Below are 15659 nucleotides of genomic sequence, written 5' to 3'. Positions count from 1 at the left end.
TTGGGTGCTGGGGAAGTGGAGCAAGTGGAACGGTGGCTGGAAACCGAGCCACAGATGCAGCAGTTTTATCAGCAACTGGTCAAATTGCGCGCTGGGATGAATGACATGCCGGTGCTGGTTTGCGAGAAACCTGTGGAAGCGTTTGTGGCGCAGGTGTTTAGCCGCATTGATGCTGAAGCGGAGATGGAACGGGCATGGGAGGCGCGCAAGGCGAAGCATGCAGAAGGGCTGAACGAGAAAGTGGAGTTTGAGTTGCTCAGTGCGTACATCGATGGCGAAGCAACGGTAAGCCAACGACAGCAGGTGCAAGAGTGGCTCGATCGCGATCCGGAAGTGAAGCGGTTGTATTTCCAACTGTTGAAACTCCGTCAAGGCGTGCAGGTGTTGCCGGTGCCCGCCTCCGAGCAAACGGCGGAACAGACAGCGAAGCAAGTGTTCCGGCGGGTCGATCGCCGACGTCACAGAAGAATGGCATGGGGAGGAGGTGCGATCGCGGCATTATTCATGGCGGCCCTATCCAGCGTTATGCCTACGGTTGAATCTCCCCCGCCACAACAAGTCGCCAGTTCGCCGTCTCCGGTTCGGGAAGGAAACGAACGGTTAAGCATTGCATTAAACGGTCCGGTGATGGATATTCCGGAGCAAACCGCCAAATCCGAATCAGAATCTACCGTATCGCGAGCCTTGTTTGTGGAATAGAACAGCCATCTAGTTACTGGGGAAAACAACTGAATCGAAGGTGCAGGTTGCACCAGAGAGTCCGTGGTCAACGCAGAGTCTGCGAACCACGGACTTTTCTTTTCAAGACGCGATCGCCGCACCCCCGGAAAGGGGTTTTACCCTTTTTTTTCCGTAGAATTACTTATCCCCCCGCTCAATTGTAACCCTTGCCCTTCAGAGGGTTGGAGGAGACGGGCGCGAGAATGACCGCTTGAGCGATCGGCCAAAAATGAACCTTTCCGGCTTATATCGGCTGATTTGGCGCTTTCGGGTGCAGGATGCACCTGGAATGCCGATAGTAAAGTCAGGGTTTTTATGAAGTTTAGGATGGGGTAGATTTTTTGAGGGTAACGCCAACTGAGGGAGCGCTTTACAGGAATTTTACATAAGCCCTCGAATTGGGCAATCTTCATCGAAAATTTACAGAAAAACCCCTCTAATTTAGGGAACAATCGTCAATATATTGGATCGATGACTTTACAGCATCCTTAACGGCCAAGGGCGATCCCAAAGGGAGATAACATAAAGAAAGACGGTAGAAAAACCATACCAAAGTGTCTTTTTACCGGCTTATCCAAGGAACGCGAAACTCTCTACCGGATCTTCCGTCGTTGTTAGTGGATGGCTGGCGGGTCTCCGAGCGGTTTATCGGGCATCCGAGTCGCGCGAGTGCCCGAGCAAAGCGCCTTGGGCTGAAGATCCCAGCCGAACCCGAGCCGAATAAGGCAATTCCGTCTGGGATGCCATCGGCTGGATTGTTCCCCTGATATTCATCGGAAGCAAGAGTGCTTCATCGATTTTAACCGAAGCGGGAGTAATGGGGGAGGAATTAATAGGGTCAATTCAGGATAAATTTGACTGGTTTAAACGTCATTCTATCTGTCCATCTATCCAGTGATTAAGGAGAACGAACACCATGAACCTCAACAAGTTATTCCAATGTGCTGTGGCTGGTTTAGTTGCCGCTCAGATTCCGTTACTGAGTGCGGAAAAAACAATGGCTCAGGCTGTGAACGATTTGTCGTCATTTCAGTGCCAGATTTCTACAGATGATTTGTATGTGACGTTAGCACTGCGGAAAAATGGTGCGGTTTCCGATCCGATGATCGTCTGGAAAACGGAAGAATTTAGCAGTTCTGGATATACGCCAGAAAGACGCTGCAACGAAGTGACGAACCGTTTAAATGCGATTTTAGACGAAAATGGCGGTACTCTGAGTGGATTGTACATGACGGCGGGGATTGTGAATGGTGAGGCGGTATTGTGTGCGGTGAATAATACGCGATCGGGTTGTAATAGCAGAAATATGTTGTTTACCCTGAACCAAGACAATCGCCGCAATCCCTCGAGAATGCTTCGCAGCATTGCCAGTGCGGGGGTTGTGGGCAGTGGGAACGTGATTCAGGAGTCCGGGGGACAGCCATACCTGAATTTGGAAGTGTTAGTCAATGAACTGTTTTAAATTGACCATCGCCCGCCAGGGTCAGCAATCAGGAGTCTGCGAGTCACGGTTATGAATAGAGTCGAGATGTCACCTCTTTTATGTAAACCTGTGGAACGAGGAAAGTGAATTCTATTATGAGTCTGAAACCCATTTGCCGCGCGATCGCCAGTGGATTGATAGCAATTTCAGCTACTATGGCGATCGCGCAATCCAGTGTAGCGCGATCGCCCAACCAACTCCGCTCATTTCAATGCCAGAAATCCTCGGATTGGTATTCTATTCGAGCAGTGAGTAACCAGGGCGGGCGTTCTGCTGCCATAATTTCTTGGCCCAATCAAGACCATACAGAATTCACCAACCTTTCCGCGCAACGCTGCAATGAGGTGACTCGCAGACTCAACGGAATTTTACAGGCAAATGGGGGAGACTTACAGGGCTTATATCTGACGGTGGGACGGGTTCGAGGGAATATGGTGGTTTGCGCGGTTCCCAATACGCGAGTGGGGTGCAATCGCAATAATTTTTTATTTAGCTTTCCGGGAGATAATAGAGCCGAACCGGCAAGACTTTTGAGGGAGGTGCTCGGTCTCGATGTCATGGTAGATCTGATTGTAATCGGGAACTTTTTGCAGGATTTTTCCCCCCAGCCTATGCGGATTTTGAGCGGATAGTTGAAAATCTGTTCGATCCGCAACCGGAAGAACCATAAATCTCAATCAGCCGTGAGTAAGGATTTACCATGAATAGGCAATGTCTCGCTCGGCAATTTTCCAACCCGATAATGGGAGGTAGGGGTTAACAAGGGGGGAAGATCCAACTTTCTCGCTTGTTTTTTTATGCGATAAAACTCCTTTTTGGAGAATGCATCGGAACTCGAACCCTCACAGGAGGGAGGTGCAACAAACAAAACTTGCCGGGAATCCCCGGGTTGTGCGATCGCGGCGCTCGATTCAACGACCCAGTTGTGGCGCAAGGTCGTTCCACTTGCAGAGTTTGTCAGAAATTCCCATAGTGGAGGGGATATTCCGGAAAATTTTAAAAAAATGAGCATCTGTTAATGTTGTCAATTGTCAATTGTCATGGGTCAATTGTCATGGGTTAATTGTCAATTGTCAATTGTCATGGGTTAATTGTCATAGGTCAAAAGGTCAAAAGGTTAATTGTCATAGGTCAAAAGGTCAAAAGGTCAAAAGGTCAAAAGGTCAAAAGGTCAAAAGGACAAAAGGGGTGAGGGGTGATGGGGGATTGGTTCAGTGGGAATGCAAGATAATTAGTATGCTTGCTTATTTTTACTTTTTTTTTACACTGTATGAGTTATTTTTATGATGATGTTTTCCGGTCATTTACCTGCCTGTGTGGTAGGAACCGCCGCCGCACTGGTGGTCACGATTCCGTTGATGGCGGCGCAAGCCTTGACAAAAGAACAAGTAAATGCTGTGGCGTCGCAAACCACGGTAGTGATAGGTCAGGGATTGCAAGAGGGAGATATTGAAGCCAGACGGGAATGGAATCCCGGTTCTGGGGTGATTGTGGCGCGCGAGGGTCAGATGTACTACGTATTAACGGCCCTGCATGTGGTGAGAACCCGAGAAGTGACCTATGGGGTTCGCACGAGTGACGGGAAAGTGCATTTTGTGGATGATGTGGATACCCAGGAGAATATAATGCCGTTGGGGGAGGAAGAAGGAGAATTTGGGGAGTCGATTCGGGGATTGGATTTAGCGATTATTGCATTTGAGAGCGATCGCGATTATCCGATTGCGGTGATGGGAGATTCGCGGGAGATGGATCCGGGAGAAACGGTCTATATTTCGGGATGGCCGAATCCCGAGGACGACAGTGCAAGGCGGGTGAGGGAGTTTGTGGAAGGGACGCTGAGCGACATTGCCACTCCCCCTTCAGAAGATGGCGGCTATAGTTTACTCTATACCAATGAAACCCGACGGGGGATGAGTGGCGGACCGGTGTTTAACGTCCGAGGAGAATTAATTGGGATTCACGGGCGCGGGCGGGCGCGGGAGGAGACTTATTGCATCGATCCGGAGTTAAGCGAGTCGAATAGCTGTGGGATCCAAACCCAGGATTTTATGGCGCGCGCGAAAGGGGAGAATCTCGACCTCGCGTTTGCGGAACCGCCGGTGGATCCGGAGTTAATTGCGCGCGGGCGGGCGAACATGAAGGAAGCGGATACCATCGAAGATATTTATCAAGACTTTACCCTGTTGCGATCGCTCCTGCGCGATGGTCCTTCTGGGGGATGCGAAAGTTTGTTACTGGGCGAACCTTGCCCGTAATTCCTGGAGCGCCGGGGAATGTCAATACATCTCAAAGCGCCACCACTTGACAGGGTAGCCCTTGGGAATTTACGTTTCGCAGAGGATTTTCCCGGGGTTGGAGGTGTTTTTCGGCCAAAAATAAAAAAGCGATCGCCAAAAACCGCGATCGGGGTAACAAGAAATCCCCTAGATTGGTCAGAAAAAGAAGTAGTGTGCCCGAGATGAATCCGGAATGAATCCGCGTTTCGGCCATCTAGGTGTGAGGAGCAAGTTAACCATGAAGTATGTCTTAGCCGGTGTTACCGTTTTGCTGGTGACGGTGCCTCCCTTGGGAGCCACTGCATCGGATCCGAAAAATCAACCCTTAGACCCGCCGGAAACAGGCGGGGAAGAACCGATGCGCCTGCTGACCCCAGACGGGGAAATTCCGATCCGGGGGATCCCGGAGGTGGCGCAACCGATCGCACCCGAAGCCTTTTTCCCCGCCGAGTACCGGGATGAGACGCCTTCTTTGGCTCCCGTGGCGAGACCCTCGGCGATGGAGGAGTTTGCCAGGCCCGAATTTAGGGACAACTGGCCCGAGGGGTTGTTAGGGCAGGCGGATGGGGGGTCAGATCCGATGGGGCAGATTAATTCCGTGTCGCAACTGTCGGACGTGCAACCCACAGACTGGGCTTTTCAAGCGCTCCAATCCTTGGTGGAACGCTATCGCTGTATGTCGGGATACCCGGATGGCACCTTTCGGGGGAACCGGGCGCTGACGCGATATGAATTTGCGGCGGGGTTGAATGCCTGTTTGGAGCGCATTAACGAGCAAATCCAAGCACTCGGGGAGACGATCGCCCGGGAGGATTTGTTAGCCTTGGAACAGTTGCAAAACGAATTCGCTGCCGAATTGGCTACCTTGCGGGGGCGGGTGGATGCCCTGGAAGTGCGGACGGCTACCCTGGAAGCGCAGCAATTTTCTCCGACGGCGGTGTTTGGTGGGGAGGCGATCGTGGCTCTGACGGGGGCGACGGGAGGGGATCCGCCAGGGAGGGACGAGAGTCCGGTGATTTTGTCTCATCTCACGCGGGTGGGACTGGTGGCGTCGTTTACGGGCAAGGATCGCTTGCGCCTGGAACTGTCCACTGGCAATTTGAACGATCGCGGGTTTGCCAATCCAGATATCTTCAATACGGACATGAGTTTGCTGTCTTACCAAGCCGGCCAAAACAATCGGGTAGGATTGGATAAACTGGAATATCGCTTTGCAGTGGGCGACTCGATTGTATTTACCGTGCGACCGGTAGGCTTTAGCTTGAGTAGCGTTCTCACGGCTAACTCGGGATATTTCGACGCGGGACGCGGTGCCCTGTCTCGCTTTGCTGAAGCTAGTCCGGTGTTTAAAATTGGCAGTCTCGATTCGGGTTTGGGGTTCGATTGGTTGGTGACGGATACGGTCCGCTTGCAGGTGGGATACGGTACCCGCAATAGCAGCAATCCCACTGAGGGACAAGGGTTGTTTGGTGCGGATCGTAGTGCGTTGGGGGTGCAACTGTTGCTCAAACCTGCCCCGAGTGCGATCGCAGGGTTAGCTTATGTGAATGCTTACGCTAAAGATGGTCGTTTGGATACCTTTACCGGGAGCTTTCTTGCCGATACCAATAGCTTTATCCAGGAACCCTCACAAATTCATGCGGTAAGCGGCACCCTGCAATGGCGCATTACGCCACAACTCACCTTTGGTACTTGGGGGGGCTGGATTTTTACCGATTCTACCGTGTCCGATGCCTCTGCTACCACTACCACCTATCTATTCTCCCTCGGCTACTCCCAACCCTTTAACCGTCCCGGGGATTTGCTCGCAGTGCTGTTCGGTCAGCCGCCCAAGTTGGTCGAAGGGAACGATCTGTTTTTGGGGGAAGATGAAGATACCTCTTTGCATTTTGAAACCTTTTATCGCTTTCGGGTCAGCGATCGCATTTCCATCACTCCCGGTTTGCTATACATCACCAACCCGGAACATAATGCCGATAACGACGATATTTTTATCGGCACCCTTCGCACGACATTTCGTTTTTAACATGAGGATTAACTATTATGCCACATTTCATGCCATTTGTCAAGACATTTTCCCTATTTTTCTTCCCCCTGGTTTGGGTCTTGTTTCCCAGCTTTTCCCTGCTGGCGCAAGACCTAGAAACCCCCACAGAGCGCGAAATTCCCTGCGAAGAAATTCCCGATGATTCGGAATTGCCTCCGGAATGTATCGACGTGGAATCGGAAGAGGAAGAACCGATTCGGCGGCGGATTCAGCCCACATTTTCCGAAGAAGAGCGGCGAGGATTTCAGCAAAAGGGATTTAGCAATTTTTTAACCGATGCCCTGAATGGAAATAGCGACCCGTTAGGTGGAGGAACCATTGGCGGTGGGGTAGAAAGCGATGGGGGACTCTCGCCGATTTCTGCAGAAGAACGCGGCCTCCTTCCCTCTTTCGACCCCACGGATGTGATTATTCCCCGAGGCGGATTGGAAGGAAAAGGAAAGTGAACTAAACGGAAAAAATTGCCATTTTTTGTGGTAAGACTCAATAAACTTGTAGGGTGGGCATTGCCCACCATTTCCTAGATTTGGCCACCATTGCTGAGAAAATGGGTATTATCCGAGAAGGATATCATCGAGAATCAGCTTATTAGGAACGCTGCCAAAACTGACCGATCGCGCTACGCCAGCGAAGGGAATGTTAAAGGGAACGAACGACCCATATGCATCGGGTAATTCCCCTTCTGGAGTGGTGGATAAGGGAACCGATGCCAATACATTACCCGAACCGCCAATATCATCGTAAATCGTCACGGTATGCTCGAAAAAGGGAGAGGCATAAAAGAAGGACAATTGATTGTCAAATCCTTCGGAAACGTTCATAACAATCGAACTTTCTTCGCCATAGGTAAGGGCGGTGATGCCACTGGGATTGCCTTCAAAATTGCCGCCAAATTCATCGTGAAATCCCAAGCGATGCAAGTCATCGGTATCGATGATTCCTAATCCATTGCCAGAAAAGGAAATGCCGTTGTCGCTATAAAATCCATCGACGGGGTTTAAGTTGCCGACGCCTTCAAAATTGAGCAAGGTGGGAGTATCGCTGCGGGAAATGAGCAAATTGGCGGTGCTTTGGGTGCCGATGATGGTATTATTGCTGGGATTGGTTAAGGCGAGATTGATGGTTTCGTCACCTTCAATAATGGAATCGTCGATAATGGGAATGGTGAGGGTTTTGCGGGTTTCTCCGGGGGCGAAATTGACGGGAATCGGGGCGTTATTGTAATCGAAAATGGCGCTGGCGGTACCGTCGGATAAGGTGAGGGTGGCGCTGGCAGATTGTTGCAATCCGCCAGTGCGGGTGAGGGTAATGGTGGCGCTGGTGGTGCCATCTTCGGCGGTGTTAAATAGGGGGTCGCTAAATTCTATTATGCTATCGTTATCGAGGATTGTGAGCGTGGCGTTACTTTGGGGACCGAGAATGGCGTTGGTGGGGTTGACTAATGTGAGGTTGACGGTTTCGGAATTTTCCGCGATCGCATCGTCAGTAATGGGTAGATTGACAATTTGAGTGGTTTCTCCCGGGGCAAAGTTGACGGCGATCGGGGCGTTGTTGTAATCTTCGGGAGAGGTAGCGCTTCCGTCGGCGAGGAGAAGGGAGGCACTTAAGGGGATATCCACTACGCCGGTGCGGGTTATCGTCACCGGGGCGATCGCGGTGCCATCTTCATTCACTACAAAGTTATCGGTAGCGAACTCGAGAATCGCATCGTTATCGATAACTTCGAGGGAGGCGGTAGCGGGTTCGATTACCGTCGCCGGCGCGGTGGGGTTGGCTAAAGTGAGGTTGAGACTTTCGGTGGGTTCGACTTCCTCATCGTCTACGATGGGAATTTCGATAGTTTGTGTCGTCTCGCCCGGGGCAAAATTGGCGACAATGGGAGTGGCGGCGTAATCTTGCGGCGCGATCGCGGTGTTGTCGGTGAGATTTACCGTGACGGAAACCGGTGCGGTGGGAACCCCGAGGCGGGCGATGGTGACGGGTAAGGTGGTGGTGCCGTCTTCATTGATGGTATAATTTCCCCGGGTAAACTGCAGCGCCACATCATCATCTAAAATGGTCAGGGTGGCGGTATCCGGTGCGCCGAGGGTTGCGCCGCCAGTGGGATTGCCTAAATTGAGAGTGAGGGTTTCGTTGGGTTCGACGCTGGTATCGTTGACGATGGGAATTTCTAGGGTTTGCTGGGTTTCGCCCGCCGCGAAATTAATCCCGATCGCCGCGTTATTGTAATCCGCCGGCGCGATCGCACTCCCATCGGCGAGGGTGACGGTTGCGCCGACGGGTACATCGAGCAATCCGGTGCGGGTGAGGGTAACGGGGGCGATCGCGGTGCCATCTTCGTTTACCCGGAATTCCGCTTGACTAAATTGCACGCTCAAATCGTTATCGACAACTGTGAGAGCGGCGGTATTGCGATCGCCAATGGTTGCCCCTCCGGTGGGATTGACCAATTCCAGGGCGATCGCTTCTTCCGGTTCGATTTCCTCGTCATCCACGATGGGAACGTTGGCGGTTTGGGTGGTTTCTCCGGGCGCTAAGGTGACGGGAATCGGCGTGTTATCGAAATCATCCGGGGCGATCGCGCTATCGTCATCTAGGGCAAGGGTTGCGCCCACCGCACGATCCGTCACTCCCGTGCGAACTACCGTGACTTCGGCGATCGGGGTGCCATTTTCATTCACCCGAAAGGTCGGATCGCTAAACTCTAAGGCAACATCGTTATCGTCAATCGTCACACTTGCCGTATCCGTATCGCCGAAAATCGCGCCGCCGCTGGGATTGGCTAAAGATAACTGGAAGGTTTCGCTAGGTTCTACCTGAGTATCGTCAGCAATGGGAATTTGCACGGTTTGCAGGGTTTGTCCCGGGGCGAAAGTGACGGAAATCGGTGAATTGTCGTAATCTACCGGGGCGATCGCGCTGTCATTTGCGGGCACGACTGTGGCGCTGACGGTACCGCTCACATCGCCGGTGCGAACCAATGTCACCTGAACCGCTGAGTTGCCTTCAGTGACATTAAATGTGGGATTGCTAAATTCGATAACGCTGGTTACGGGTTCAATCTCCTCGGTGCGAAAATCGCTCCCATCTAAGGAAGTGCCACCGGGGCCAAATACCTGAGCTAAGGTGACAGTGTTATTATCGAAATTGCCGATAATTTCGGTGCCAATGCGAGTTGCCGGTTGCCCGCGCCCGGGGGTGGGTTGAAAAATGGGTGCGAATGAGATGTTGTCGAGATTTAAACCGGATTGCAGGGCAAATGCATCGCTTCCTCGGACAAAATCGGTAATCGTATCTTCTCCGAAACCGATAACAAAAATATCCGCCCCGGAACCGCCGGTTAGGGTATCGTTGTCTGCGCCGCCGAACAGAATATCGTCTTCGCTGCTTCCTAACAGACTATCGTTTCCTTCACCGCCTAGGATGGTATCGCTTTGCGCGCCGCCGATTATGGTGTTATCTTGATTGTCGCCAAATAATAATGTCATGTTCTACTCCTCAACTGCGATTGCGATCGCTGGTGCTGAATTGTTAACCACCTGCTGCACCCATTAACATGATTGTCCCACTTTGGGATTGCAAGAGGGAATCTTTCTTCTCGATGATGGGGTTCGATAGAGGTTAACCGATGGTTATCTGGCGATATCCACAATTAGCGAGAGTCGAACCGCATTTTGGGGCAAAACGCGGGGCGATCGCGAATTCGGGCACCCCTGACGCCACCGATGGGAAACCTCTTGCGAAACCGCTGTGGTGAATGCCCCCTGATTTGCGAAGCGGAGGGTAAGTGCCTCCGTGGGGGCAATAATTCTCGGCGATCGGCGAGGGAATGCCCCAGTGGCGCGCCCTGCTGACTCAGTGCAGACAGCCCCGCGCCAAAATACTCCTGTAAATAGGATAGACCAATTGGCGGGAGTGTGTGTCAAAATATGAGAGAAAAGTTGGAAGTGCAAATCTGTAGGAGTTCTTGTGGTAGAATCCCGTTATCACCCAGCATCCATTGAGGAAAAGTGGCAACAAACTTGGGCGCAAGCAGGGGACGATGAAACCCCCAAGACGCGCGATCGCCCGAAATTCTACGCCCTTTCCATGTTTCCCTACCCCTCGGGCAACTTGCACATGGGGCACGTTCGAGTGTACACGATTACCGATGTCATCGCCCGCATCAAGCGGATGCAAGGATATCGCGTGCTTAACCCGATGGGATGGGATGCGTTTGGATTACCGGCAGAAAATGCCGCGATCGAGCGAGGCGTTCATCCGGCAAAATGGACTTATGAAAATATTGCCCAAATGAAAGGGCAATTACAAAAATTGGGCATTTCTTTCGACTGGAGCAAAGAACTAGCCACCTGTTCTCCAGACTATTATAAATGGACCCAGTGGATTTTTCTGCAGTTTTTTAATGCCGGATTGGCATATCAAAAAGAAGCGGCGGTAAATTGGGACCCCATAGACCAAACTGTATTGGCAAACGAACAAGTAGACAGCGAGGGTCGGTCCTGGCGTTCTGGTGCTAAAGTGGAACGCAAACTGTTGAAACAATGGTTTTTTAAGATTACCGACTACGCGGAACAATTGCTCGAGGATTTGGATAAATTGCCCGGGTGGCCCGATCGCGTTAAATTGATGCAGGCAAACTGGATCGGCAAATCCGTGGGGGCGTATTTGGAATTTCCAATTGTGGGAATGGAGGAGAAAATTGGCGTATTTACCACTCGCCCGGATACGGTTTATGGGGTAACTTACGTTACTTTAGCGCCGGAACATCCGCTGACGGAAAAAGTAACCACCCCGGACCGCAAAGCAGCGGTAGAATCGTTTATTAAAGAGGTCAGCAGTCAAAGCGAATTGGAACGAACTGCTGAGGATAAACCCAAGCGGGGAATTCCTACCGGTGGAGTGGCGATTAATCCGTTTACTAAAGAGGAAATTCCGATTTGGATTGCGGATTACGTTTTGTATGAATATGGCACTGGCGCGGTGATGGGAGTTCCCGCACATGATGCCCGGGATTTCAAGTTTGCCAAAGAGCAAAACTTGCCGATTAAACAGGTGATTGTGCGAGCAGATGCGGCGGAACCGAAACCTTATCTAAAGGAGGCTTATACTGAAGCGGGAACCGTGGTGAATTCCGATATGTTTAACGGGATGGAATCCCCGGAGGCAAAGGAAGAAATCGTTAAATATGCGGAAAAATGCGGCTACGGCAAGGCGCGGGTGCAGTATCGTCTGAGAGATTGGTTGATTTCCCGACAGCGATATTGGGGTGCGCCGATTCCGGTGATTCACTGTCCCAGTTGCGGCATGGTGCCGGTTCCGGAGGCGGATTTGCCAGTGACGTTGCCCGAGGATGTGGAATTTAGCGGGCGCGGCGTGTCTCCTTTGGCGCAGTTAGAGGGTTGGGTGAATGTGCCTTGCCCCAGTTGCGGGGAACCGGCAAAGCGGGAAACCGATACGATGGATACCTTTATCGATTCGTCTTGGTATTTCTTGCGCTATCCGGATGCGAAGAATGAGGAGAGTGCGTTTGATAAGGGGAAGGTTAATGACTGGTTGCCGGTGGACCAGTATGTGGGCGGTATCGAACATGCGATTTTGCACTTGCTGTATTCGCGGTTTTTTACCAAGGTATTGCGCGATCGCCAGTTGCTTGATTTTGACGAACCTTTCCAGCGCTTGCTCACTCAAGGCATGGTGCAGGGATTAACCTATAAGAATCCCAAGACCGGCAAATACATTCCCTCGGCGCAGGTGAACCCCACCCAACCTACGGATCCGAACACCGGGGAACCGTTGGAAGCGTTCTACGAAAAGATGTCCAAATCGAAATATAATGGGGTGGACCCGTTGCAGGTGTTGGCTAAGTATGGGGCCGATACGGCGCGGATGTTTATTTTGTTTAAAGCGCCGCCAGAGAAGGATTTGGAGTGGGATGATGCGGATGTGGAAGGTCAATTCCGCTTTTTGAATCGCGTGTGGGCGCTGGTGACGGAGTTCGCCCAAACAACGCCGACAAAACAGGTAAAAGGCGAGATGAGCAAGGCGGAAAAAGACTTGCGCCGCGCCATTCATACGGCTATTAAGGAAGTGACCGATGATTTGGAAGCGGGATATCAGTTGAATACGGCGGTGGCAGAGTTGATGAAGCTCAGCAATGCCCTGAAAGATGCTAAGTGCAAGCAGTCGGCGGTTTATACCGAAGGGGTGGAAACCCTGTTGGTGTTGTTAGCCCCCTTTGCCCCGCACATTTCTGAGGAATTGTGGCAGGCGATCGGGCATCAGGAGTCGGTCCATGCCCAATCCTGGCCCGAGGCGGACCGGCAGGCGTTGGTGGTGGATGAAATCACTTTGGTGATTCAAGTGGGCGGCAAAACGCGCGGAACCATTCAAGTGCCCGCACAAGCTACTCGCGAGGAGTTGGAACAACATGCTCGCAATTCGGATATCGCGCAGAAGTATATTGATGGGAAGGAGGTGAAAAAGACGATCGTGGTTCCGGGTAAATTGGTGAATTTTGTGGTTGCGAAGTGATAACCGGGCGGGGAATTTATTCAGCCTCCTAGAGCGATAACCGGGCGGGGAATTTATTCCCCGCCTCATAGCTAAAGTCGGTTGAAAACTGACTGAAAACACCAGGAAAACAATCGTTTAGTCGTCTAAAGACGACTTGCGCGATTAGCCGGGGAATTTATTGGCGGGTGTGACTGAACATTCCACGGCAACAAGCGATAACCGGGCGAGGAATTTATTCAGCGTTAATCGAAGCGGGGGATTGAAATCGCGCCAAGGCATGCTAATCGAGGCGGGGGATTGAAATCGCGCCTGGGCAAGCAAAGCGCGTAGCCCGCGACAGCGCTATAGCCCGCCTACGCGGGCTAATTTGACTCGTTCCTGGGAACGCACATGCAGGGGTTCTGCCTCCCTAGCACATCAATTTACCCCGCAATATTATGTCATATCTGCCGGAATAGATTTTAAAAGAATTAGTCTGCTAATAAGGGTCAAGGAGGCTTTCACTCTGCTCAGCCTCCGGCGGAGTCGAGTTGCCCGTGATTGCTGGCTAAGGCGCGATTTCAACGGATTACGGAACCATTATACTCATAATTACGCGGAAAAATGCTTGCTCCATCGTGGGGATGCCGTTTGCACTGGCATTCGTGCTAATGACCACATACCCGCCCCGAGATGGAATGGTTACGTACAGCATTGGCGGACAACATACAGCGCTCTCGTAAACATAGAAGGTAGCGTTTCGCCCGGAAATCATTTGACGGTCGATAATTCTCACTACGGCAGCATAAGGATGTAATAAATATGCTAACTGTTCTCTTGTTCTCCATTGAATTAGTATTCCATTCGGGTAGTCCTCAGGGGGAACCCATCCTCGGACAGCACATTGCAAGTATTGATAAATCTGCTCTGTGGTTAGAAAAAGACTGCCATCATTTTCTAGCAGCAACCGATAGTTTGCCGGATACTGAAATTGATATCCTTCGACCACAACATGAGTTTTACTGGTTCTGGAAACCGGCAGGGGATTCTCATCTCTGATGCAAGATGAGGATATCCATCTTCCAGGTTGTCCCCAAGATGGCGGTGGGCTTGTGCCGCACCAAGTTAAACTTAAACTCAGTAGAACTATTGTAAATTTGACTAAATTTGACATGAGCGTGACCGACGAAATTAAGGAATATGTAAATGGTTGGACGACTGGGAAATTATGCCAGTCGCCTAGCAAAGGGATTGGAAGTCCCCGGAATCAATCGAGGGCAGCGCTTCTCGCGATCGCTAGCTATTTATAGTACATCCGATCGATTGCCTACCAAAAGCGGGCAGGGGAAAAACGCTATCTCTCAAAATCAGATAATTACTCGCCTCACGGTTTCCATCGTCCGGAAAAAAATATCTCTAAGATGCACTTGGCGAGGCAGACTTATGCAGAGGAATTAATTCAAAGCGGGGGATTGAAATCGCGCCTTTACGCGGGCTAATTTGAGCGGGGGATTGAAATCGCGCCTGGGCGGGATAATGTTAATCGAGGCGGGGGATTGAAATCGCGCCTGGGCAAGGGAAGCGCGCCTGCGGGGGCTAATTTTTTTTGGCTGCTATTCCTCCAGATTTTATCTTAGTCGTCTAAAGACGACTTGAGCTATGGGGTGGGGAATTAATTTACCGGGGGGTGTGGCTGAACCACAAGGGATAACCTGGCTTGACGGCAAGGGGTAAGGGGAGGCAAAATAGAGTCAAATTATCAGGAAAAGGAGGAAACGGCAAATGTGGCGGAAACTGTGGCAGTGGCTGAAACGATGTTATGCATGGATGCGGCGCGGATTTCGCACACCACCACCACCCCCACCACCCCCGAGGCGGCAAATCCCGGATATGGAATGCGAGACCCAGTTTATGACCCTCCTGGACCGGGTGGCAAATGGGGCCAATCGGGCGGAAATTCAGGCATTTTTCATCGCCCAGCAGATGAAAAACGATATCCGCCATTCCAACTGGATAGCCTGGTTGCAGGGGTTTGGGGAACGGTTGCGGGAAAACCCGGAAGCGCATGAAGAACTGGCGCGGCGCATGGTGCGCTTTGGCGACGTTTATTCTGGGGAATTGGCAGAAGTTGCAGTGAGAATCGGCAACCAGGTCCTCGCCCAACTCCCCCCACCTGCCACAGAACCCGAGACGACAGAGGAGGTTCGGGAGAAGGATGAGGCAGAGGTATGGTTGGAACGAGGGTTTGAGCAATATAAAAGAGGGGATTTTGCAGGTGCCATTGCCTCATACAACGAAGCCATCCGCCTCCAACCGGATTACGCCTTAGCTTATTACAACCGAGGGGTAGCGCAGGGTAACTTAGGACAATATGAGGAAGCCATTGCCTCATTCAACGAAGCCATCCGCCTCCAACCGGATTTCGCCGTAGCTTATTACAGCCGAGGGATAGCGCAGGGTAACTTAGGACAACATGAGGAAGCCATTGCCTCATTCAACGAAGCCATCCGCCTCCAACCGGATGACGCCGTAGCTTATTACAGCCGAGGGGTAGCGCAGTATAACTTAGGACAATATGAGGAAGCCATTGCCTCATACAACGAAGCCATCCGCCTCCAACCGGATTTCGCCGTAGCTT

The 15659-nt window shown here is 51.6% G+C and carries 11 protein-coding genes; 9 read left to right on the top strand and 2 right to left on the bottom strand.

Annotated elements, in window-relative coordinates; all coding sequences use genetic code 11:
- From LKK83_RS30605 to LKK83_RS30580, 6 genes are all read left to right on the top strand, one after another.
- A partial coding sequence (locus LKK83_RS30605) for an anti-sigma factor family protein (protein WP_442957396.1) occupies positions 1-699 on the top strand: 699 nt, incomplete at its 5' end.
- A gap of 937 nt (positions 700-1636) precedes the next feature.
- Complete coding sequence (locus LKK83_RS30600) at positions 1637-2182, top strand: COP23 domain-containing protein (protein WP_324635251.1); 546 nt, start codon at positions 1637-1639, stop codon at positions 2180-2182.
- Between the two features lie 116 nt (positions 2183-2298).
- Positions 2299-2835 (top strand): COP23 domain-containing protein, encoded by a 537-nt coding sequence (locus tag LKK83_RS30595; protein ID WP_324635250.1) that lies wholly within the window; start codon positions 2299-2301, stop codon positions 2833-2835.
- Between the two features lie 651 nt (positions 2836-3486).
- Positions 3487-4458: a S1 family peptidase gene (locus tag LKK83_RS30590; RefSeq protein WP_324635249.1), complete on the top strand. Its 972-nt coding sequence runs from the start codon at positions 3487-3489 to the stop codon at positions 4456-4458.
- Between the two features lie 259 nt (positions 4459-4717).
- Positions 4718-6505 carry an iron uptake porin gene (locus LKK83_RS30585; RefSeq protein WP_324635248.1) on the top strand — a complete coding sequence of 596 codons (1788 nt, stop codon included), beginning with the start codon at positions 4718-4720 and terminating at the stop codon, positions 6503-6505.
- A 17-nt stretch (positions 6506-6522) separates the two neighbouring features.
- Positions 6523-6972: a hypothetical protein gene (locus LKK83_RS30580; RefSeq protein ID WP_324635247.1), complete on the top strand. Its 450-nt coding sequence runs from the start codon at positions 6523-6525 to the stop codon at positions 6970-6972.
- A gap of 108 nt (positions 6973-7080) precedes the next feature.
- Here the strand turns inward: LKK83_RS30580 and LKK83_RS30575 are convergent, their stop codons facing one another.
- On the bottom strand, positions 7081-10014 hold the full coding sequence (locus LKK83_RS30575; RefSeq protein ID WP_324635246.1) for a Calx-beta domain-containing protein: 2934 nt from the start codon (positions 10012-10014) through the stop codon (positions 7081-7083).
- A gap of 140 nt (positions 10015-10154) precedes the next feature.
- On the opposite strand from LKK83_RS30575, the gene LKK83_RS30570 reads away from it, so the two are divergent.
- Together LKK83_RS30570 and leuS are read left to right on the top strand one after the other, a co-directional pair.
- Positions 10155-10283 (top strand): hypothetical protein, encoded by a 129-nt coding sequence (locus tag LKK83_RS30570; protein ID WP_324635245.1) that lies wholly within the window; start codon positions 10155-10157, stop codon positions 10281-10283.
- Positions 10284-10495: 212 nt separating this feature from the next.
- Positions 10496-13060, top strand: a complete 2565-nt coding sequence (gene leuS / locus LKK83_RS30565) for a leucine--tRNA ligase (RefSeq protein WP_324635244.1) — start codon at positions 10496-10498, stop codon at positions 13058-13060.
- Positions 13061-13610: 550 nt separating this feature from the next.
- Here leuS and LKK83_RS30560 read toward each other — a convergent pair.
- Entirely contained in the window at positions 13611-14030 is a 420-nt protein-coding gene (locus LKK83_RS30560) for a hypothetical protein (protein WP_324635243.1), read from the bottom strand.
- 773 nt (positions 14031-14803) lie between these two features.
- Here LKK83_RS30560 and LKK83_RS30555 point away from each other — a divergent pair.
- On the top strand, positions 14804-15659 hold an 856-nt coding region (locus LKK83_RS30555), incomplete at its 3' end, for a tetratricopeptide repeat protein (protein ID WP_324635242.1).

This window comes from Phormidium sp. CCY1219 (assembly GCF_035615515.1).
Lineage (GTDB): Bacteria > Cyanobacteriota > Cyanobacteriia > Cyanobacteriales > Laspinemataceae > CCY1219.
This window is presented reverse-complemented; position numbering and strand designations above follow the sequence as displayed.